This is a genomic window from Streptomyces paromomycinus, from assembly GCF_003865155.1.
GTDB lineage: Bacteria > Actinomycetota > Actinomycetes > Streptomycetales > Streptomycetaceae > Streptomyces > Streptomyces chrestomyceticus.
This window is the reverse complement of record NZ_BHZD01000001.1, coordinates 8,259,823-8,279,435: the sequence shown is the minus strand read 5'-3', so window position 1 is coordinate 8,279,435 and position 19,613 is coordinate 8,259,823. Positions and strand designations below refer to the sequence as shown.

Sequence of the window (19,613 nt, the reverse complement as noted above, 5' to 3'; positions counted from 1 at the left end):
CTTCTGCCGCTCGGCCTCCGGCCCCTATCGAGGAGACACCTTGGCCACCGAAGCCCCTCTCGACCTCGCCGCGCTCGGCGACGACTTCGCCCGGGACCCCTACCCGACCTACGAACGGCTGCGGGCCCAAGGCCCGGTGCACCGGGTGTGGATGCCCGAGGGCGCCGAGGTCTGGCTCGTCGTGGGCCACGCCGAGGCCCGCGCCGCGCTCACCGACCCCCGGCTGTCCAAGCAGTGGAAGAACGCCGCGGCGGACTTCCCGATCAGCAGTCCCTCGGGCAGCCACATGATGAACTCCGACCCGCCGCAGCACACCCGGCTGCGCAAGCTGGTGGCGCGGGAGTTCACCCCGCGGCGCATCGAGGCACTGCGCCCCCGCGTGCAGGAGATCACGGACGAGTTGCTGGACAAGATGCTCGCCGCGCCGGACGGCCGGGCCGACCTGGTGGACTCGTTCTCGTTCCCGCTGCCCATCTCGGTCATCTGCGAGCTGATGGGCGTGCCGTTCCTGGACCAGGCGGAGGTACGCCGCTGGGCCGACGCGGCGATCTCCGCACCGGACCCGGCGGTACGGCGCGCGGCGGCCGCCGACGCCGCGAAGTTCATCGCCGCCCTGGTCGAGGAGAAGCGCAGCCGGCCCGGCGAGGACCTGCTCAGCGCCCTCATCCGCACCGTCGACGAGGAAGGTGACCGCCTCTCGCTGGACGAGCTGATGGGCACCGTCTTCCTGGTGATCGTGGCGGGACACGAGACCACCACCAACCTCATCGGCAACGGTGTCTGCGCGCTGCTGGAGAACCCGGACCAACTGGCGGATCTGCGTGCCGACTTCGCACTGCTGGAGGGCGCGGTGGAGGAGATGCTGCGCTACGACGGGGCAGTCGAGAGCGCGACGTTCCGCTTCGCCGTCGAGCCCCTGGAGATGGGCGGCCGCCGCATCGAGCGCGGGGAGGCGGTGATGGTGGACCTCAACGCCGCCAACCGGGACGGGGCGCGCTTCGCCGACCCGGACCGCTTCGACATCCGCCGCCCCACCGCCGGCCACGTCGCCTTCGGCCACGGCGTCCACCACTGCCTGGGCGCGCCGCTGGCCCGGATGGAGGCCCGGATCGCGATCCGCAGCCTCCTGGAGCGCTGTCCGCGGCTGGAGCTGGACGCGGACCCGCACCAGGTGCCGTGGCGGCACGGCATCCTGGTCCGGGGGCCGCACCACCTGCCGGTCCGCTTCGGCGCCGCCTGAGGCACCGGCGGTCCGGGCCGGGCGCGGTCCGGGCCGGGCACGGCCGGGGCCGCGGGGAGGGCTCCCCGCGGCGCGGCCGGCCCCCGGTCACGCGGGGGCGGCGCCGGCCCAGGCGGTGTCCCGGCCGGCGGCCGGCTCCGTCAGCGGCCCGGACACCCACTGCTCCGCCTCCAGCACCCGGGTCAGGGCCGCCTCGCGTAACGGCTGCGACTCCCGCTCGGCGCACTCCGCGGCGAAGATCCGGATCAGGTCGTGGAACCGGTACGTCTGCCGGTGCACCTCCTCCAGCAGGTGGCTGTCGACCAGCAGGTCCAGCAGCCGGCGGGCGGTGTCCCGGCCGGTGCCGGCGAGCGCCGCGGCGCAGCCGACCGTGATCGTGCCGCCCCGGTACAGGCCCAGGTAGCGGAACATCCGTGCGGCTTCGGCGGGCAGCGCCAGGTACGACGTCTCGAAGACGGTGCGTACGCTGGCGGCGGCGTCGTCCTCCACGGCGAGGCGGTCGAGCCGGCCGCGCTCGGCGCCGTACTGCTCGGCCAGCGAGGCCGGTGACACGTCCGGGCTCGCGGCCAGCTGTTCGGCGGCGATGCGCAGGGCCAGCGGCAGTCCGCCGCACAGCCGCACCAGCCGCCGGGCGACCGGGTCGTGGCCGTGCAGCCGGCCGCCGCTGAGGTCGGCCAGCAGCCGCACCGAATCCGCTTCGTCCAGCGCCCGGAGGCGGACCAGGTGCGCGCCGTCGCGCACCGCCAGGCCGGTCAGCCGTTGCCGGCTCGTCGCCAGCAGGCAGGACGGGCCGCGGGGGATGAGCGGACGTAACTGGTCGGCGTTGAGGACGTCGTCGAGCACCACCAGCATGCGCCGGCCGTGCAGCAGGCTGCGGTAGAGGGAGGCCCGTCCGGCCAGGTCGGCCGGGATGTGGCTGCTGTCGACGCCGAGGCCGTGCAGCAACTGCCCCAGGGCGTCCGCGGCGCTCAGCGGCCGGGCGCGCAGGCTGGTGCCGCACAGGTCGACGTAGAGCTGGCCGTCCGGGAAACGGTCCAGCAGCCGGTGTGCCAGGCGCAGCACGAACGCCGTCTTGCCGACACCGGCCGCCCCGTCCGCGACGACGACGGGTGTGGTGGCGCCCTGCTGGTCGCACGTCTCGTCCAGCAGGTGCTCCATCCGGGCCAGTTCCGTGGTGCGGCCGACGAACCCCCGGGCCAGCGCGGGCAGCTGGGCGGGCCGGGGAGGCGCCGTCACAGCGGTATCGGTGTCGGCGGACGGTGTTTCGGGGGCCGGGCGGCCCTCGGCGGGTGCCGTCCGCCCGGTGAGGATCTGCTGGTGCAGGCTGCGCAGCTCGGGGCTGGGCTCGATGCCCAGCTCCCGGTTGAGCAGCCGCCGGGTCTCGGTGTACACCGACAGCGCGTGGGCCTGCCGGTCGCTGCGGTACAGGGCGAGCATCAGCAGCCAGCGCAGCCGTTCCCGCAGCGGTTCCTCGGCCACGGCGGCGGACAGCTCGGCGACCGCCTCCGCGTACCGTCCGCCGGCCAGCATGCCCGCGGCCCACTCCTCGACGGCCGTGAGCCGGAGGTCGTGCAGGCGGGTGCGTTCCATGGCGGCGAACGGTCCGGGGACTCCGGAGTAGGCGGCGCCGCGCCACCGTGCCAGGGCGTCCGCGTACAGCGTCAGGGCCTTCGCCGTGTCGCCTTCGGCGTCCGCCCGGCGGGCGGCGGTGTGACAGCGGGTGAAGAGGGTGGCGTCCACGTCCTCGGCGGCCACGCTCAGACAGTAGCCGCCGGCGGCCGAGGTCAGGACCGAGCTGGTGCCCCTCCTGCCCCGTCCCGGGTCGAGGACGCGGCGCAGACCGGCCACGTAGGTGTGCACGCCGTTGGCGGCGCTCTGCGGGGTGTCGGTGCCCCAGACGGCGTCGATGATGTGCTCCACGCACACGACTTCGCCCGCGCGGCTGGCCAGCAGGCCCAGCACGGCGCGTTGTTTGGGCGGTCCGGTGTGCAGCTCCCTGCCGTGCCGCCAGGCCCTTATCGGCCCCAGGAGCTGGATTCGCAGGGTCTCCCCCGTACTCGACATGGGTCAGTCGCCTCCTGAAGTTGCGTCTTGCCTGTCTCTGCCGCCAAGGCCGTTCAGCAGTGCGACCGTCCGTCCGCCGCGGCGGCCAGCCGCAGCGGCTCCGCGGGGCTCTCCGCGCGCGCCACGAGCGTGTGGGCCACACACCGCAGCTTCTCCCTGGTCTCCTCCAGTTCGCGCTCCGGCTGGGAGTGTTCGACGACCCCCGCGCCGGCCCGCAGCCAGGTCCGGCCGCCTTGTGCGTAGACGCTGCGCAGGACCAGGGCGGCATCCATGCCGCCGTCCTGCGTCACTCTCATGACGGTGCCCGCGTACGGCCCGCGCGGCTCCGGCTCGTACTGCCGGATGGCCTCGTACGCGGGACGCTTGGGCACTCCGGAGGCGGTGACGGCGGGGAAGACGGCGGCGAACGCGTCCCAGGGGCCGGCCCCCTCGGGCATCCGCCCCACCACCCGGGACGCCAGGTGCTGGACCGAGCCGCGTTCCTTGACCGTCATGTACTCCTCGACCACCACGGTGTCGGGCTTGCAGGGGCCGGCGAGTTCGTCCACCGCCACCTTCACCGAGATGGCGTGCTCGTGCAGTTCCTTGGGGTCGGCGAGCAGGTCCTCGCGCAGCCGGCGGTCGGTGGCGGCGTCCCCGGTCAGCGCGCGGGTGCCGGCCAGCGGCTGGCTGGCGACCCGGCCCGTGGCGTCCACCTCCACCACCGTCTCCGGGCTGAAGCCGAAGCACTGCAGGTCCCCCATGCGCAGCAGGAAGGACCGGGCCGGGGTGTTGGCCCTGCGGCCGGCCGCGTAGCTCGCGGGGAAGTCGAGTTCGGCGTCGACGGGGACGACGCGGGAGAGCACCGCCTTGTGCAGAGCGCCCGCGCGGATGTCGCTCACGACGGACGTCACGGCGCCCCGGTAGGCGCCGGCGTTAGCGTCGAGATCGACTTCGACGGTCCGGCGGGCCGGGCGGGCCGGGGCCTCGGCGCGGGCGATGACGTTCTCCACGGCGGACAGCGTGCCGCTGTGGATGCTGCGCAGCAGGGCCCGGCCGCCGTCCAGCACGACTTCGGTCTCGGGCACCACCAGGTGCAGCAGGACACCACCGGCCAGGGGCATTCCCGCGACGGCGTAGGCGAGTTCGAAGGCGCACCAGCCGTACGCGGCCCAGCCGGCGACCGGCAGCGTGTCCAGGAACTGCTGCACCTTGGCGAGCGGGTCGCCGTACCAGGGCTCCTCGGTCGTGCTGCCCTGCCAGGTACATCGGACGCTGTCGGCGGTGACGACGACCTCCGCGACGATGCCGCCGGCGACGCACCACCCGGCGGCGTTCTCGTGGACCACGTAGGTGCCGAACAGTCCGGACTCCGCGAGAGCCACCGCGGTGTCCAGCGGTTCGTGGCCGGTTTCCGTCACGGCGGTTCGGTAATGGATCATTTTTCTCATCCCTCTGAGGCAGGGGCGACCGCACGGGACGGCAACCCATGAGTTTCGGCCGATTTCGCTTGATCGAAAAAGCGGATGCGGGCCGAGGAGGAACGCTGCCGAGAATGCCGCGGACGGCAGCACCGAACCGCGGCCAGCAGGCGTAGAACTGCGTGATCCCACCTGCAAAAAGCGCGCACAGCAAAGGAATGACGCAGCGGCCACCTACAGGCAAATGCGCGGCACAAAGAGGGCGACGCAGGGAGACGACTCCCTGCGGGAAAGCAGCCGAAGGCTGCTGACAATAGGCATCAGTAATCCGGAATACGCAATTCCGGTAAAGCCCTTGAGATACGGGCCATCACACGGACACCTGCCACGACCGACCGTCTGACCTGGGGTCGGGCATCCCTCGTGGTGCACGCACTGGCAACATCGCAAACCTCGGATTTGAAGATGCGCGTATCGGCCTGAAATGTCAGGCCGAGTGACCGAGGCTCAATCTACCCAGTGAATGTGACGGCAGCAATAAGTACAGGGGAAGGCTTCGAAAGAATTGCCGAGCGTAAAGCGCCCCTCACTCTCCGTTCTGGCGGGTGCACCCCGCGAAGATGTTTAGCGTTAATCGATCTGCCGGGAATCCCGGCGGCTGTTCTTGCGTGCCGTCGGCACCTTGTTGCAAAGTCTTCCGGCCAACTCGACAGACGCCCGAAAACTCATGGCGTTCCGGATGAACGCGCGGTGGCGGAGGCCGCACGGGGGATTCGAACCCCCGCCACCGCGTCCATCGGCTCCGGCGCGCGGGGCGCTTGCCGGAGCCGACACCCGCTCACCCCTTCGGGGTGATCCCGCCGGCCGCGACGTCCGGAGCCGGGGCACCGGCACCGGTGTCACCGGCATCGGCCGGAGTCCCGGCACCGGGCTGCGGTGCCGCCGCGGCCGGCGCGGCAGCCGGCCGGGGACGGCGCGGGAGCACGAAGACCGCCACCAGGACCGCCAGCACCAGGAACCCGCCCGCCAGCACGAAGCCGAGGGAGTACCCGTCGACCGCCGCCTGGTCCGGGGAGACACCGGCGGCCAGGCGGCTGTCGGTGCGTGTGGTCGCCGCGGTCACCAGCACCGCGAGGCCGAGCGCGCTGCCGACCTGCCGCGAGGCGTTCAGCAGGGCCGAGGCCGTACCGGCCTCCTGCGGCGGCAGCCCGACGGTGGCGGCGGCCGTCAGCGGCACGAAGGCGATACCCACTCCGAGACCCGCCAGCAGGGACGGCACGAGCACGTCACCCAGGTAGCTGCCCGAGGCGTCGGCCATGCCGCTCCAGGCGAACCCGGCGGCGGCGATCAGACCGGCCGGGATCAACAGGGTCTTGATTCCGGCCAGTTGCCGGCGCAGGACCCGGGTGGTGACCTGGATCGCGACCATCGCGGTCAGGCACAGGGGCAGGAAGGCGGCGCCCGCCTCGGCCGGACCCAGCTTCAGGATGCGCTGGAGATACAGCGACAGGAAGTAGAACACCGCGAGCTGTCCGGCCGCCAGCAGGGCCATGTACAGGTTGGCACCGGCGACGTTGCGCTTGGCCAGCAGTCCGAGCCGGATCAGCGGGTCGGTCATCGGGCCGTACTTCTCCCACAGCACGAAGGCGACGAGCAGGACGACGGCCGCCGCCAGCGTGACGACGGTGGTGGGCGACGTCCACGACAGTTCCTCGGTGCGCACCATGCCGAGGATCAGCAGGCCCACACCGCCCGTGGCGAGGATGGCGCCGAGCACGTCGAGCTTGCCCCGGCGGTTGCCGAAGGTGCCGGCCGGGACGCTGTGCAGGGCCAGCAGGACGACCGCGAGCGCCATCGGCAGGTTCACCAGCATCACCCAGCGCCAGCCGGCGTACTCGGTGAGCAGACCGCCGACCAGCACACCGGCGCCACCGCCGACCGCCGCGACGGCCGCGTACACGCCGAGCGCCTTGGTGCGCTCCTCGCCCTCGCGCTGGGTGAGGGTGAGGACGGCCAGCGCGGACGGCGCCATCACCGCGGCGCCCACGCCCTGGACCGCACGGGCGGCGATCATGTGCCACGGCTCCTGGGCCAGCCCGCCCGCGAGCGAGGCGATCGCGAAGGACCAGGTTCCCCACAGCAGCACGCGCCGCTGACCGAACAGGTCCGCCGCCCGGCCCCCCAGGAGCAGGAAGCCGCCGAAGAACAGGGCGTAGATGTTGACCACCCAGGGAAGCTGGGCGGGGTCGAAGCCCAGACCGGCTCCCATGTCGGGTAACGCCACGTTCACGACCGTCATGTCGAGGGTCACCATGAACTGGGCGAGGGCGACGGCCACCAACGCCTGTCCCCTGTTCAAGGCCGTTTCGGACATCCGCCCCTCCAGAGTTTTCTTACTTGTATTCAATACGCGTAAGATAACTCTAGCCGGGACCCGCTGGGTTGTCACCCGGTACCGGCCGGAGGCACTGTGCCCCGGCCGCGGGACACGTACGGAAGGCGGGTACTGATGCGGTCGGACGAACCGGTCGGCACGGCCCGGAAGCCGGTCACCACGGCCCGGAAGAAGGTCGGACGCCCCTCCCGGCTGTCCCAGCCGGCGATCGTCGAGGCGGCCCAGCGGATCGTGGACACCGAAGGCGACGGCAGCCTCTCGATGCGGCGGCTGGCGCGGGAGCTGTCCATCACGCCGATGGCGCTCTACCACCACGTACGCGACCGCGACCAGCTCCTGCGGCTGCTGCTGGAGACCAAGGCCCGGCACCAGCCACGGCCCACGCTGCCCGACGACCCCCGCGAACGGCTGACGGCCGCGGCCCAGCTGCTCTACGACGTTCTGGCCGAATGCCCGTTCCTCGGTGAGATCCTGACCTCCGAGGAGCTGCTGAACGCTTCCAGCCGGTGGGTCACCGAGGCGGTCCTGGAGGCGGCGCTCGGCTGCGGCTTCTCCCTGGAGGAGGCCGTCGCCCTCTACCGCGCCGTCGCCCACTACACCGGCGGCGAACTGCTGATCCGCCTCACCCGGGAGCGGCACCTCGCCCACCTCGACCACCCGCCCTACCGGTCGCACGCCATGGCCGCGCTCCAGCCGCAGACCCACCCCCGGCTGACCGCCCTGGCCGACCGCTGGCCCGTGCTCACCGCGCGCGACACGCACGAGGCCGGCCTCGAAGCCCTGCTCGACGGGTTCTTCCGCACCCTGGACCGGAGCGGGCCGCCACCCCCGGCGCCCTCCTGACCGCGCCCGCCGACGCCCCCGCACCGGCCCGGAAGGCGTCCAGAAACCGCCCAGACAGGTACGGGACAGTGAACGGGCCGGGCGGGACGACCGCGCGGCCGGTGCGCCGGGCGCCGTGGTGTCCCCGCGTACGCGCTGCGGAGCCCCGTACGCGCGGACCGGGGCGTGACGGAAGATGGACGGATGCAGCACCGAACCCGACGTGCCGGCAGGACCGGCCGCCCGCCCCGGCTGGCGCGCGAAGCGATCCTGGCCGCCGCCCAGCGCATTCTGGACGAGGAGGGCGCGGAGAACCTCTCCATGCGCCGTCTCGCCAAGGAGATGTCCAGCACGCCCATGGCCCTGTACCACTACGTACGGGACAAGGACGAGCTGCTGCTGCTCCTGTTGGAGGAGCACGCCGCGAAGTTCCCCCGGCCCGAGCTGCCGGCCGAGCCGCGCGCCCGGCTCCTGGCCGCCGCCCAGGTCCTGCACGACATCCTGGTGGACTGCCCGTGGATCGTCGAAGTCCTCGCCTCCGACGACCTCTTCGCCGTCTCGGCGATGTGGATCGTGGAGAGCATCCTGGACGCCGCCATCGAGAGCGGCATGACCCCCGAGGACGCCGTCTACGCCTACCGCGTCATCTGGTACTACACCGCCGGTGAACTGACCGTCCGCTTCAACCGCGAGCGCCGCCTGGCGCACCTGGACCGGCCGCCGCACCGCGACCAGATCACCGGCCTGGACCCCGGGGAGTTCCCCCTCATCACCTCGCTGGGCCCGCGCTGGAGCGAACTGACCGTCCGGGACACCCACCGCCGGGGCCTGGAGGCGGTCGTCGAGGGCCTGCTGGCCCAGGCCACCTGACCCGTCCCACCGCCGTACGCGCACACGGAACGGGCCCGGAGCGGGGACGCCCCGGGCCCTTCGTGCCGTACGGCCCTCAGTCCGCCAGGCCGTCCCGCAGCGCCCGCTTGTCGATCTTTCCGACGCCGGTGAGCGGCATCCTCGGCAGCGCGACGAGGCGGTCCGGCAGCTTGTACGCGGCGGCCCCGCGCTCCCGCAGGACGGCCTGCACCTGACGTAGCGTCAGTTCGGCCTCGGCGTCCCGGAACACCACACAGGCGCAGGTCTGCTCCCCCATCAGCGGGTGCGGCAGCGCCAGGACCGCGGCGGAGACGATCCGCGGGTCCGCCAGCAGATGCTCCTCCACCTCCTGGCAGGGCACCTTCTCCCCGCCGCGGTTGACCACGTCGTTCGTCCGGCCCACCACCTCGAAGTTGCCCGCGGCCGTACGGCGCACGAGGTCACCGCTGCGGTAGTGGCCCTCCTCGGTGAACCGCAGCCGGTTCAGCGCGTCGGCCCGGTAGTAGCCGCGTAGTGTGTACGGGCCCCGGGTGTACAGCTCACCCACCTCGCCGGGCGCGGCGTCCGTGCCGTCCTCCCGGACCACCCGCACCTCGTCCGCAGGCGACAGCGGGCGCCCCTGGGTGTGCAGCACCTCCTCCTCCGGGTCGCCGGGCCGGGTGAAGTTGAGCAGGCCCTCGGCCATGCCGTACACCTGCTGGAGGGCGCACCCGAGCCCGTCCGCCACCCGCCCGGCGGTGGCCGGGTCGAGCCGCGAGCCGCCGACCTGGAGGAGCGCGAGGGAGGACAGGTCGCTGTCGGTCCACTCGGCGGCGTCCAGCCACAGCGGCACCAGCGGCGGCACGAGCGAGGTGACGGTCACCCCGGCGCGTTCGATGAGCGGGAAGCACTCCTCCGGAGTGGGCGCCGGTGCGAGCACCGCCGTGCCGCCGGCCCGCAGCGTGCCGAGCACGCCGGGGCAGGCCAGGGCGAAGTTGTGGCCCATGGGCAGCGCGCACAGGTAGCGGCTGTGCGGGCCGACGCCGCACAGCGCCGCACTGGCCCGTAGCTGGTAGGTGTAGTCGGCGTGGGTGCGCGGGATGAGCTTGGGCGGCCCCGAGGTGCCCCCGGAGAGCAGGAACAGCGCCACGTCCTCCGGGTCCGGCAGCGGCAGCCCCACCGGGTCCGCGTCGGCGTCCGCCAGCGCGGTGAACGGGCCGGGGTCCCCGGCCACCAGGACGTGCTTGAGGGAGCCGGTACGGGCCAGGACCTGCCGGGCCAGCTCCCGGTGGTCGCAGTCCAGGTCCCGGTCGGCGCAGATGTAGGCCACCGCTTCGGCGGACTCCACGAGATGGGTGATCTCCGCGGCCCGGTGCGCGGGCAGCGCGAAGACAGGCAGCGCGCCGAGCCGGAACAGGGCCAGGCACACCACGGCCAGGTCGGCGCCGTTGGGCAACTGGACGACGATCCGGTCCCGCGGGGCGATGCCCAGGGCACCGAGCCCGGCGGCGAGCCGGTCGGCGGCCAGGTCGAGCCGGCCGTAGGTCAGGGTGCGGTCCGGGGTGACGACCGCGGTCCGGGCGGCCAGGCCGGTGTCGCCGGACCGGCGGCCCAGCAGTTCGCCGGTCCAGTACCCCTCGGCCCGGTACCGCGCGGCCAGGGTTTCGGGCCAGGGCGTACAGCCGTCGAGCATGGGAGGACCCCCGTTTCTGTGCGGTTCTCTGAAGCGGACGGTGAGACGGGCTGTGCGGTGGACGGCGGGCGCCGGGGTCAGGGCAGTGACGGCCAGGCCGCGCCCGCGGCGGGCAGCGCCGCGCGGACGCGGGCCACGACGCGGGCGAGGACGGCCTCCCGCTGCTGTTCCAGATAGAAGTGACCGCCGCTGAACACGCCGACGTCGCAGGGCCCGTCGGTGACCTCGCGCCAGGCCGCGGCCTCGGCGGCGTCGACCTCGGGGTCGTCGTCGGCGTACAGCACGGTCACCGGTGCGCCGAGGCGGCGGCCGGGGCGCGGGCGGTAGGTCTCGATGAGCCGGTAGTCGCTCCGGATCGTCGGCAGCAGCGCCCGCAGCAGAGCGTCGTGGCCCAGCACACCGGCCGATGTGCCGCCCAGCCTCTGCACGTCAGCCAGCAGTTCGGCGTCGCCCGCGCGGTGCAGGGCGCCGCCGCGCGTGCGGTGCGGGGCGGGCTGGCCCGAGACGACGAGGGCGGCCGGCGGGTGCCCGGCCGCGGTCAGCCGGCGGGCCGTCTCGTAGGCCACGGAAGCCCCCATGCTGTGGCCGAACAGGACGGTGACGCGTTCGGGCCGGGCCGTCGCCTCGCGGAGCAGGTCGGTCCCGATCGCGTCGGCCAGGTCGCTCATGACGGACACCGGCGGCTCCGCGAACCGGTCCTCGCGCCCCGGGTACTGCACCGCGGCGACCTCGACGTCCCAGGGCGCGTCGAAGCCCCACATCCGGTAGGCGCCGGCCCCGCCGCCCGCGTGCGGGAAGCACACCAGCCGGGCGCGGGACTGCGCCCGTACGGCGAAGGTCCGCAGACTGGATCGGGGGGCAGCGGCGGAGGGCACAGCGCTCACAGCGCACCTTCCTCGTACTCCTCGGCGGCCGGTGCCCCGGCCGCCGGGTGCAGACGCTCGATCAGTGCGCCCATGGCGGCCACCGTCGGCGCCCGCAGCACCTGACGCATCGGCAGTTCCACACCGAGCCGACGGCGGATGCCGGTGACCAGGCGCGTCGCCAGGACACTGTCCCCGCCCTGAACGAAGAAGTTGGCGTCGCGCCCGGCGGCGGGCGCGCCCAGCACCTCGGCCCAGAGCTCCGCCACGGTCTCCTCCACGGCGCCGCGCGGCGGGTCGCAGCTCGCGCCGGGCCGCTCGGCGCCGGACGTGAGCAGTTCCTGCACCCGGCGCCGGTCCACCTTGCCGTTGGCGTTCAGCGACAGCTCGGGCAGGCCCACCAGCCTGCCGGGGATCATGTGCGCGGGAAGCCGCTCGGCGAGCTGTTCCCGCAGCGTGGCGGCGTCCAGGCGAGGGGCGTCCGGGGAGCGCCGGGCGGTGAGCAGCACGGCGCCGTCCGGTTCGGTGTGCGCCCGGCGGACGTCGGTGAGGCCCTCGCGGGTCAGCAGGCCGGCCCACTGCCCGGCGTCGAGGCGGTCGCCGGTACGGCCCGCGGGCAGACCGAGCGGGGAGACGGCGGCGCGGGCGACCAGGAACAGGTGACCGCCCGGGGCCAGCAGCAGCGGCAGGGCGGCCGCGACCGCGTACGGGTCGGGCAGGCCGTGCAGTGCGTCGTTGACGGCCATCGCGTCGAACCGGTTCAGGCGCGCCTCGGGTATGCCCGGCGTGGTCTGGAGCACCGTGCGTGCCGGGTGGCCCGCCGCTGACAGCCGCGTGTCGGCAGCCGTACGCCGGGTGTCCGACTCCGCCAGCAGGAGGTAGTCGGCCGTGCCGGGCTTGAGTGCGTCGAGCAGCCGCACGGCGGTGCGGCCGCTGCCGGTGCCCCATTCGGCCACGGCGAGCGGCGCGGGCCGCTCCTCGGCGAGTTCTTGCAGCGCCCGGGCGGTCCGCTCCAGGCAGACGCGGGCTCCGGGCAGGGCGTCGGCCAGGGATTCGGGGGACAGCTCCGGGTCGTCGAGCAGGACGGTGGCGGACGTCTCGCCGCGCAGTACCGAGAGCAGCACCGGCATGGCCCGGGCCCAGGCGTCGGCCACGCTCTCCAGCCGGCCGCCGCTGATGTGCGCGCGCAGCCCGGCCGCGCGGTCCCCGTCGCGGACCTCGGCCCAACGCCGTCCGGGTGCGGACGTTCCCGCCGTGCGCACCAGGACGTCGCGCTCGACCAGTTCGCCGGCCATCTCCTCCAGCAGCAGCCGGTTCGCCTCGGGCAGGCCCGACGCGTCCCCGGTGCCGGGGAGGCCGGGCTGCCCCGCGGTGCCGTCGGACAAACCCGGGTCCAGGGCGGCGAAGAGCGCGGCAAGCACGGTTTCGGTGAGGGTGCGTTCCAGCTCCACCTCGGCCGGCACTTGAGAGGCCCGGTGGGTGCTCCCTGCGGCGTCCAGCTCCTCCCCGGCCGCCGGCCGCGCCGGTACGACGGCGACGGCGAGTTCCTTGCGCGGCTCGCCCACCACCGCGGCGACCGCGTGGGCCACGGCGGGGAGGCTCTGCAACGCCGCCTCGACCTCACCCAGTTCCACCCGGAAGCCGTTGATCTTCACCTGCTGGTCGGCGCGCCCGAGGAACTCCAGCGTGCCGTCGGGCCAGTAGCGGCCGAGGTCACCGGTGCGGTACCAGCGCTCGCCCGCCACCGTGGGGAAACGTTGCGCCGTCAGCGCGGGGTCACCTCGGTAGCCGAGCGCCACTCCCGTACCGCCGATCCACAGCTCGCCGGGCACCCAGTCCGGGCAGTCCCGGCCCTGCGGGTCGACGGTCCGGAACTTCTGGTTGCCCAAGGGGGTGCCGTACGGGATGGACCGCCAGTGCGGCGGCAGCTCGCCGACCTCGTGGAAGTTGGACCAGATCGCGGCCTCGGTGGCACCACCGAGCGCGACGCACCGGCACCGGCCGGCACCGGCCCGGGCCAGCCGCCCCGGCAGGTCCAGGCCGATCCAGTCGCCCGAGAGCAGCGCAAGGCGCAGGGACTCCGGAAGCGGCTCGGGCTCGGCCGCGGTCAGCAGCATGTCGAGGAGGGCGGGCACCGAGTTCCACACCGTCACGGCGTGCCGACGGCACAGGTCGAGCCAGCGCTGGGCGTCGCGCCGGTCCTCCTCGGCCACCAGCACGAGCGCGCCGCCCGCGCCGAGCAGCCCGAAGATGTCCCACACGGACAGGTCGAAGTCCAGTGCGGAGACGGCCAGTACGCGGTCCGCCGGGCCGATGCCGAAGCGTTCGCCGATGTCCTCGACGGTGTTGACCGCGGCCCGGTGGCTGATCTCGACGCCCTTGGGGACGCCGGTGGATCCCGAGGTGAAGATCGTGTACGCGGGGTCGTCCGGGGCCACCGGCACCGGCGCGGCCGGCGGGCGGAACCGTAACGCCTCGGCCAGCGGGAGCACTTCGGCCGGGGATTCGGCCGGTGCGGGCGTCCCGGTGCCGTCCAGGACGAGCCGCGCCCCGCTGACCGCGAGAATCCGCGCGCGCCGCTCGGCGGGCTGGTCGACGCCGACGGGTACGTAACTCCCGCCCGCCGCCAGCACGCCCAGGACGGCGGCGATCTGGTCGGGGCCCTTGGGCGCCGTGACGAGCACGGGGGCGCCGTCGCGGATGCCCCGGTCGGCGAGGGCACCGGCGATGCGCAACGCCCGCTCCGCCAGTCCGCCGTGGGTGAGAACTCCGTCCGCACCCCACAGCACCGCCGGAGCGTCCGCCCGCTTCCCGGCGCGGGCGAAGAACTCCTCGTGCAACGACCGGCCGCTCTCCGGGCGGTGCGTGGCGTTCACCTCGTGCCGCCGCCGCAGTTGCTCTGCGGGCAGCGGAAGGTCGGGTACCTCGGTCCAGTCGGCCGTGACGAGATGGTCCAGCAGGGCAGCGCAGGCGGCGGTCAGCGCGTCCATCAGCCCGGCCGGGAACAGTTCCTCCACCGCGTCCCAGGCGAGCAGCAGGCCGCCGTCGCGAGTGCGGTAGATCTGGTGGTCCAGCCAGACCTGCGGTGTCTGGGACACCATCCAGGACAGCTCGCCGAAGCGGTCGGCGAAGGCGTCGGGGACCAGCGGGGCGTCGATGTTGCAGGCGAATACCACCGGCGCGGTGCGCGGGTGGTCGGCGTCGGCGCGCGCCATGTCGCGCAGCACGTCGACGCCGGTGTAGGCGGCGTGGCCCACGTCGTCGTGCAAGCGCTGCTGCACGGCCCGGGCGCGCCCGGCAAAGCCCGTACCCCGGGTCAGGTCGATCTCCAGCAGGACGAGGCTCGTGAAGTCGGCGACGATCCGGGCCAGGTCGGGGTGGGCGTCGTGCTCACGGTCGAACAGCGGCACGTTGAGCAGGAAGTGCCGCTCACCGCTGAACCGGGCGAGCACCTCGGCGAAGGCGGTGGCGAGCAGCACGGAGGGCGTGACGCCGTGCTCGCCCGCTCGCGCGCACAGCCGCTCCCAGGTGTGCGGGGCCAGCGTGTGCGTACGGCGCACGAAGCGCGGCCGGACGACGTCCTCGGGGTCGGTGGCCAGCGGCAGCCGCGGCCCGCCGGGGAGGCCGGCCAGGCGGTCGGTCCAGTACTCCTTGGCCCGCCCCCGCTCGTCCGCGCGTGCCGTGGCCCGTGCGGCGAGGTGGCTCGGGAAGTCGTAAGCCGGCTCCCCCAGCGCGTCGGGGTCGTCGTACAGCTCCGCGAGGTCGGCGAGGAGCAGCCGGATGCTGTGCACGTCGGCGACGAGCAGGTCGACGCCGACGTGGATGCGGTCGACGGGGCGGGAGCCCGCGCCGGCCGGCAGACGGCTCAGCTGGATGTCGAAGACCTCGCCCTCGCCCACCCGCAGCCTGCGGTGGGACAGCCGCTCACGCAGGTCAGCGACCGCCCCGTCGGCCTCGGCGCGCGTCCCGGCCGTGTGGTCGTGGACGGTCAGGCCCGGCCAGGGCGAGGCGTCCAGGACGCGCTGGGTGCCGTCGTCGTCGATACGGGCCCGCAGCATCGGGTGCCGCCGGGTCAGGGCCCGTACGGCTTGTTCGAGGCGGCCGGGGTGCACGTCCGCCGCGTCGATCTCCAGGTAGGCGTGGCAGCCGACGCCGCCCAGCGGCCGGTCGTCGCCCCGGCCGATCCAGTAGGCCTGCTGGACCGGGGTGAGCGGGAACGGCTCCCGCCCCGCGGCGACGGACGCAGCCGTGGCGGGCGGGCGCGCCGGTCCGGGCCGCGCGCCGGCCGTCCCCGTACGGCTGCTCAGCAGCCGGTACCAGGAGCCGACCCGTGGGTCCCTGGCCAGTTCCGTGAACCCGGCCCGCCCGCCCGCGCGGTTGAGCCGGTTGGTGAACTGCATCAGCTGGAGCGACTGCAACCCCAGGGCGAACAGGTCGCCGTCGTCGTCCACCTCGGCCGGCTCGGCGCCGAGCAGCGCGGCGACCTCGGCGCGGAGCGCTTCCAGGGTCCATGCGGGAGCGGCCGTACCGGTACAGCCGGACGGGTCCGTCGACGTGCCCTTGCGTGCCATCCCTACCTCGGTTCCTCTCAGGCCGGCTGGTGCGTGGCGATCTTCCAGAACGCGGCGTACTTCCCGTCGCGTCCGAGGAGTTCCTGGTGGGTGCCGGACTCGACGATGCGGCCGTCCTCCAGGAAGGCGATGGTGTCGGCGTCCCGGACGGTGTGCAGCCGGTGCGCGACCATGACGACGGTGCGGCCGCGCATCAGCCGGTCCAGCCCTTCCTGGACGGCCTGCTCGCTCTCCGGGTCCAGCGCGGAGGTGGCCTCGTCGAGCAGCAGTACGGGGGCGTCCTTCAGCAGGGCGCGGGCGATCGACACCCGCTGGCGCTCACCGCCGGACAGGGCCGCGCCGCCTTCGCCGACCTCGGTGTCCCAGCCCTGCGGCAGCCGGGCGACCACCTCGTCCAGGCGGGCGGCGGTGGCCGCCCGGCGCACGTCGTCCTGGGTGGCGTCGGGACGGCCGAGCCGTACGTTGTCCTCGATGGTGCCCTCGAACAGGTAGACGTCCTGGAAGACGATGGACAGCCGGGACATCAGCTCGTCGCCGTCGATGTCCCGCACGTCGACCCCGCCGAGCCGCACCGCGCCCGCGTCCACGTCGTGGAACCGCGCGGCGAGCTGCAACAGCGTGGTCTTGCCGGCCCCGGAGGAACCGACGAGCGCCAGCCGCCGGCCGTCCTCCGCCTTCAGGCTCAGCCCGTCCAGTACGGTGCGGCCGCCGCGCCGGAAGGTGGCGCCGTCCAGTTCGAGGCTGTTGTCGACGGGCGTCTTCGGCTGCTCGGGCAGCGGCAGCGGCTTCTCCCGCAGCACCGCGTCGATGCGTTCCAGCTCGCCGCGCGAGGCCCGCATGACGCCGCCCAGGTCGGCCAGCGACAGCAGCGGGTCGACGCAGCGCGCGCTCAGCACGAGCAGGGCGAGTACGGACGCCGCGTCGGCGGAGCCGTCGAGGGCAAGGTAGGCGCCCAGCGCGAGGACCAGCGTGAACACGGTCTGCACGGTGAGACTCAGACCGAGGACGCCGGGCAGCCCCTTCACGGCGGCGCGCCGCTCGCTGCGCCACTGCGCGTGCAGCGCCTCGTCCAGCTGCTGGAAGCGCTCGCCGGTACGGCCACCGGCCCGCAGCACCGGCTGGGCGCGGACGTACTCCACCACCCGGGCGGAGGCGTCGTCACTGCGCCGCGCGCGCTCGGCGTCCTCGCGTGCGGTGGCCCGCGCGGTGGCGTGCTGCACCGCCGCGATCAGGGGCGCCGCGAGCAGCGCCGCCAGCGCCAGCCGCCAGTCGAAGAAGAACATGACCACGACGATCGTCAGGGGGACGAAGGTGGCGTCGACGAGCGGGCCGAGCCGGTGCGCGGGCACCGACATCACTTCCATCACGCTGCGGCTGGTCAGGCCGGAGACGTCCCCGATGCGCGAGGACGTGAACCAGCCCAGGGGCAGCCCGGCGAGCTGGTCGCCGAGGCGGTGGTGCAGTCCGCGGGACAGCTCACCACCCGTACGGAAACCCGTCAGGACACTGCGGTAGCCGAGGACGGCGCACAGCAGGAACGCGGCGGCGAAGGCGCCGAGCCACGGCCAGGCGCCGGCGGGCCGCGGCCCCAGCAGGGCGCGCAGCAGCGGCACGAGCAGCGCGTAGGACAGACCTTCCACGACGGCCCGAGCAGCCATCAGGACGAGCGTGCGGCGTACGGGGCGGCCGTGTGTCTCGCCCATGACCCGCAGGAGCAGTCGGATCATCGGCCGGTCCCTTCGTGCGTGCCGTTCCCGTGGCGGTGCTGGGCCCGCCACATCTGGGCGAGCTTGCCGCCCGCGCCCATGAGTTCCTGGTACGTTCCGCTCTCCACGATGCGGCCGCCCTCCATGACGACGATGCGGTCGGCGCGGGTGACGGTCTCCAGCCGGTGCGCGATGACGAGCTGGGTGCGTCCCGCGCGCAGCACGTCCAGGGCGCGCCGGAGCTCCGCCTGGGTCTTGGCGTCGGCGAAGGACATGGCCTCGTCGAGGACGAGCACGGGGGCGTCGATGAGCAGCGCGCGGGCGATGCCGAGCCGTTGCGCCTCGCCGCCGGACAGGCCGATGTCCTCGCCGAGCACGGAGTCGTACCCGTGCGGGAGGGCCGCGACGCGCTCGTGCAGGCCCGCCGCGCGGGCGGCGGCGACGACCGCGGAGCGATCGGCGTCCGGCACCGCCAGCGCGATGTTCTCGGCGACCGTGGCGCGCAGCACCCGGACGTCCTGGAAGATGAACGCGACCCGCTGGTAGAGCTGTTCGTCGCCGATGTCGCGGACGTCGACCCCGCCGAGCAGGACCGCGCCGCGCGTCGGGTCGAAGAAGCGGGGCAGCATCTGGGCGAGGGTGGACTTGCCCGCGCCGGACGGGCCGACGAGGGCGGTGGTGGTGCCGGGCTCCAGGACGAGGTCGATGTCGTGCAGCACCGGGTGGCCGTCGTCGTAGGCGAAGCCGACGCCCCGGTACTCCACGCGGTCCCCGTCCGGGAGAGCCGGGTGGTCCGGGACCGGCAGCGGCCGGGCGCTGAGCATCTCGTGGATGCGGTCGGCGGACCGCTCGGCGGCGTGGATGTTGTCCATGCCGTGGCCCAGCGCCGCGACCGGCGCCGTCAGCGCCACGGACAGCAGCAGGAAGGGCAGCAGTTCGGCGGGGGGCATGGCGCCCTGGGTGATCAGCAGGGTGCCGCCGGTCAGGATGAGCAGCAGCACGAACGGCGGTGCCAGGACGAGGGCGGACAGCGACGCCAGGCCCGCGCTCCCGGCGACGTAGCCGAGGAAGAAGTCGGCGAAGTCGTCGGCGGCCCGCCGGTAGCGCTGGTGGACCCGGCCCGCGCCGCCGAAGGTCTTCACGACGGAGATGCCCTGGACGAACTCCACGGACGAGGCGCCGATACGGCCCATGGCCTGGCCCACGGCCATGCCCTGGCGGCGCCGTTCCTCGCTCGACAGCAGGCGGTGCACGGCGATGCCGAACAGGACCGGGATCAGCGCGACGAGCGTCAGCCGCCAGTCCACCCAGGCCAGATAGGCCAGCGAGGCGACGGGGACGACGACGGCGGAGGTGAACTCGCCGGGTGTATGGGCGATCAGGTGGTGCAGCGTGTCGACGTCGCCCTGCACCACGCCGTTCACCTCGCCCGAGCTGCGGCGCGAGAACCAGCCCAGGGGCACCCGCCCGAGGCGCTGGGCCAGTGACTTGCGCAGCGACAGGTGCAGGTCCCCGTCGACGAGGTGGCCGCACCCTCCGGCGGCCGCGGTGAACAGGACCCGTACCAGCAGGCCCGCGGCGCCTGAGGCGACGGCGGTCCACACGGCGGTGCGGTCGGCCGGCCCGGGGGCGAGCAGTTCCCGGCCGATCTCGGCCAGGGCGAGCAGCGGGGCGAGGCCGGCCAGGGCACCGACCGCCTGTAGCACCAGGACGGCGACGAGCCGTCCCCGGTACGGGCGTAACAGCCGGACGAGCATCCGGCGGCCCTGTGCCGCCTGTTCCTCCGGGCCGCCGCGCGCCGCGCCGGGCGGCTCACCCGCCGCGGTGGGGTCGTCGGCCGCGCGGCCGCCGGTTCCGTCGGTGAGCGTGCTCACCTGTTCTGTCGTGGCCATAGAAAAGTCCCGCCCTCCAAGGCCGGGTCGGCGGCTCGCGCGGCGTACGGCCGCGTCGACAACCGCTCATGACTGGGCTCCACCCAGAAACTATACGCGTATAAGAACTGGAGTGGCA

At 73.9% G+C, this 19,613-nt stretch carries 11 protein-coding genes; 3 read left to right on the top strand and 8 right to left on the bottom strand.

Translation table 11 applies throughout. The features are described 5' to 3' along the window. The first annotated feature begins 40 nt into the window (after positions 1-40). Positions 41-1,240, top strand: a complete 1,200-nt coding sequence (locus tag OEIGOIKO_RS35820; protein ID WP_125057519.1) for a cytochrome P450 family protein — start codon at positions 41-43, stop codon at positions 1,238-1,240. An 87-nt stretch (positions 1,241-1,327) separates the two neighbouring features. Here OEIGOIKO_RS35820 and OEIGOIKO_RS35815 read toward each other — a convergent pair whose 3' ends face one another. From OEIGOIKO_RS35815 to OEIGOIKO_RS35805, 3 genes are all read right to left on the bottom strand, one after another. After that, complete coding sequence (locus OEIGOIKO_RS35815) at positions 1,328-3,304, bottom strand: AfsR/SARP family transcriptional regulator (RefSeq protein ID WP_125057518.1); 1,977 nt, start codon at positions 3,302-3,304, stop codon at positions 1,328-1,330. A 53-nt stretch (positions 3,305-3,357) separates the two neighbouring features. Then, a complete protein-coding gene (locus tag OEIGOIKO_RS35810) occupies positions 3,358-4,725 on the bottom strand; it encodes a salicylate synthase (protein WP_125057517.1) in 1,368 nt (455 codons plus the stop codon). A gap of 817 nt (positions 4,726-5,542) precedes the next feature. Then, positions 5,543-7,078: an MFS transporter gene (locus tag OEIGOIKO_RS35805; protein ID WP_125057516.1), complete on the bottom strand. Its 1,536-nt coding sequence runs from the start codon at positions 7,076-7,078 to the stop codon at positions 5,543-5,545. Between the two features lie 135 nt (positions 7,079-7,213). On the opposite strand from OEIGOIKO_RS35805, the gene OEIGOIKO_RS35800 reads away from it, so the two are divergent. Both OEIGOIKO_RS35800 and OEIGOIKO_RS35795 read left to right on the top strand, forming a co-directional pair. Further along, complete coding sequence (locus OEIGOIKO_RS35800) at positions 7,214-7,942, top strand: TetR/AcrR family transcriptional regulator (RefSeq protein ID WP_125057515.1); 729 nt, start codon at positions 7,214-7,216, stop codon at positions 7,940-7,942. Positions 7,943-8,125: 183 nt separating this feature from the next. After that, the gene (locus tag OEIGOIKO_RS35795) at positions 8,126-8,791 is read left to right on the top strand and encodes a TetR/AcrR family transcriptional regulator (RefSeq protein WP_125057514.1); all 666 of its coding nucleotides are present in this window, start codon (positions 8,126-8,128) and stop codon (positions 8,789-8,791) included. Between the two features lie 76 nt (positions 8,792-8,867). On the opposite strand, the gene OEIGOIKO_RS35790 is transcribed toward OEIGOIKO_RS35795, so the two are convergent. From OEIGOIKO_RS35790 to OEIGOIKO_RS35770, 5 genes are all read right to left on the bottom strand, one after another. Beyond that, positions 8,868-10,463 carry a (2,3-dihydroxybenzoyl)adenylate synthase gene (locus tag OEIGOIKO_RS35790; RefSeq protein ID WP_125057513.1) on the bottom strand — a complete coding sequence of 532 codons (1,596 nt, stop codon included), beginning with the start codon at positions 10,461-10,463 and terminating at the stop codon, positions 8,868-8,870. A 77-nt stretch (positions 10,464-10,540) separates the two neighbouring features. After that, positions 10,541-11,347, bottom strand: coding sequence for a thioesterase II family protein (locus OEIGOIKO_RS35785; RefSeq protein ID WP_281288421.1), 807 nt, complete (start codon positions 11,345-11,347; stop codon positions 10,541-10,543). Next, positions 11,344-15,897 carry a non-ribosomal peptide synthetase gene (locus OEIGOIKO_RS35780; protein WP_125057512.1) on the bottom strand — a complete coding sequence of 1,518 codons (4,554 nt, stop codon included), beginning with the start codon at positions 15,895-15,897 and terminating at the stop codon, positions 11,344-11,346. Before OEIGOIKO_RS35780 ends, OEIGOIKO_RS35785 begins: the two co-directional genes overlap by 4 nt. Before the next feature lie 17 nt (positions 15,898-15,914). After that, on the bottom strand, positions 15,915-17,624 hold the full coding sequence (locus tag OEIGOIKO_RS35775; RefSeq protein ID WP_125057511.1) for an ABC transporter ATP-binding protein: 1,710 nt from the start codon (positions 17,622-17,624) through the stop codon (positions 15,915-15,917). Further along, positions 17,621-19,495 carry an ABC transporter ATP-binding protein gene (locus OEIGOIKO_RS35770; protein WP_125057510.1) on the bottom strand — a complete coding sequence of 625 codons (1,875 nt, stop codon included), beginning with the start codon at positions 19,493-19,495 and terminating at the stop codon, positions 17,621-17,623. Before OEIGOIKO_RS35770 ends, OEIGOIKO_RS35775 begins: the two co-directional genes overlap by 4 nt. Positions 19,496-19,613 lie beyond the last annotated feature (118 nt).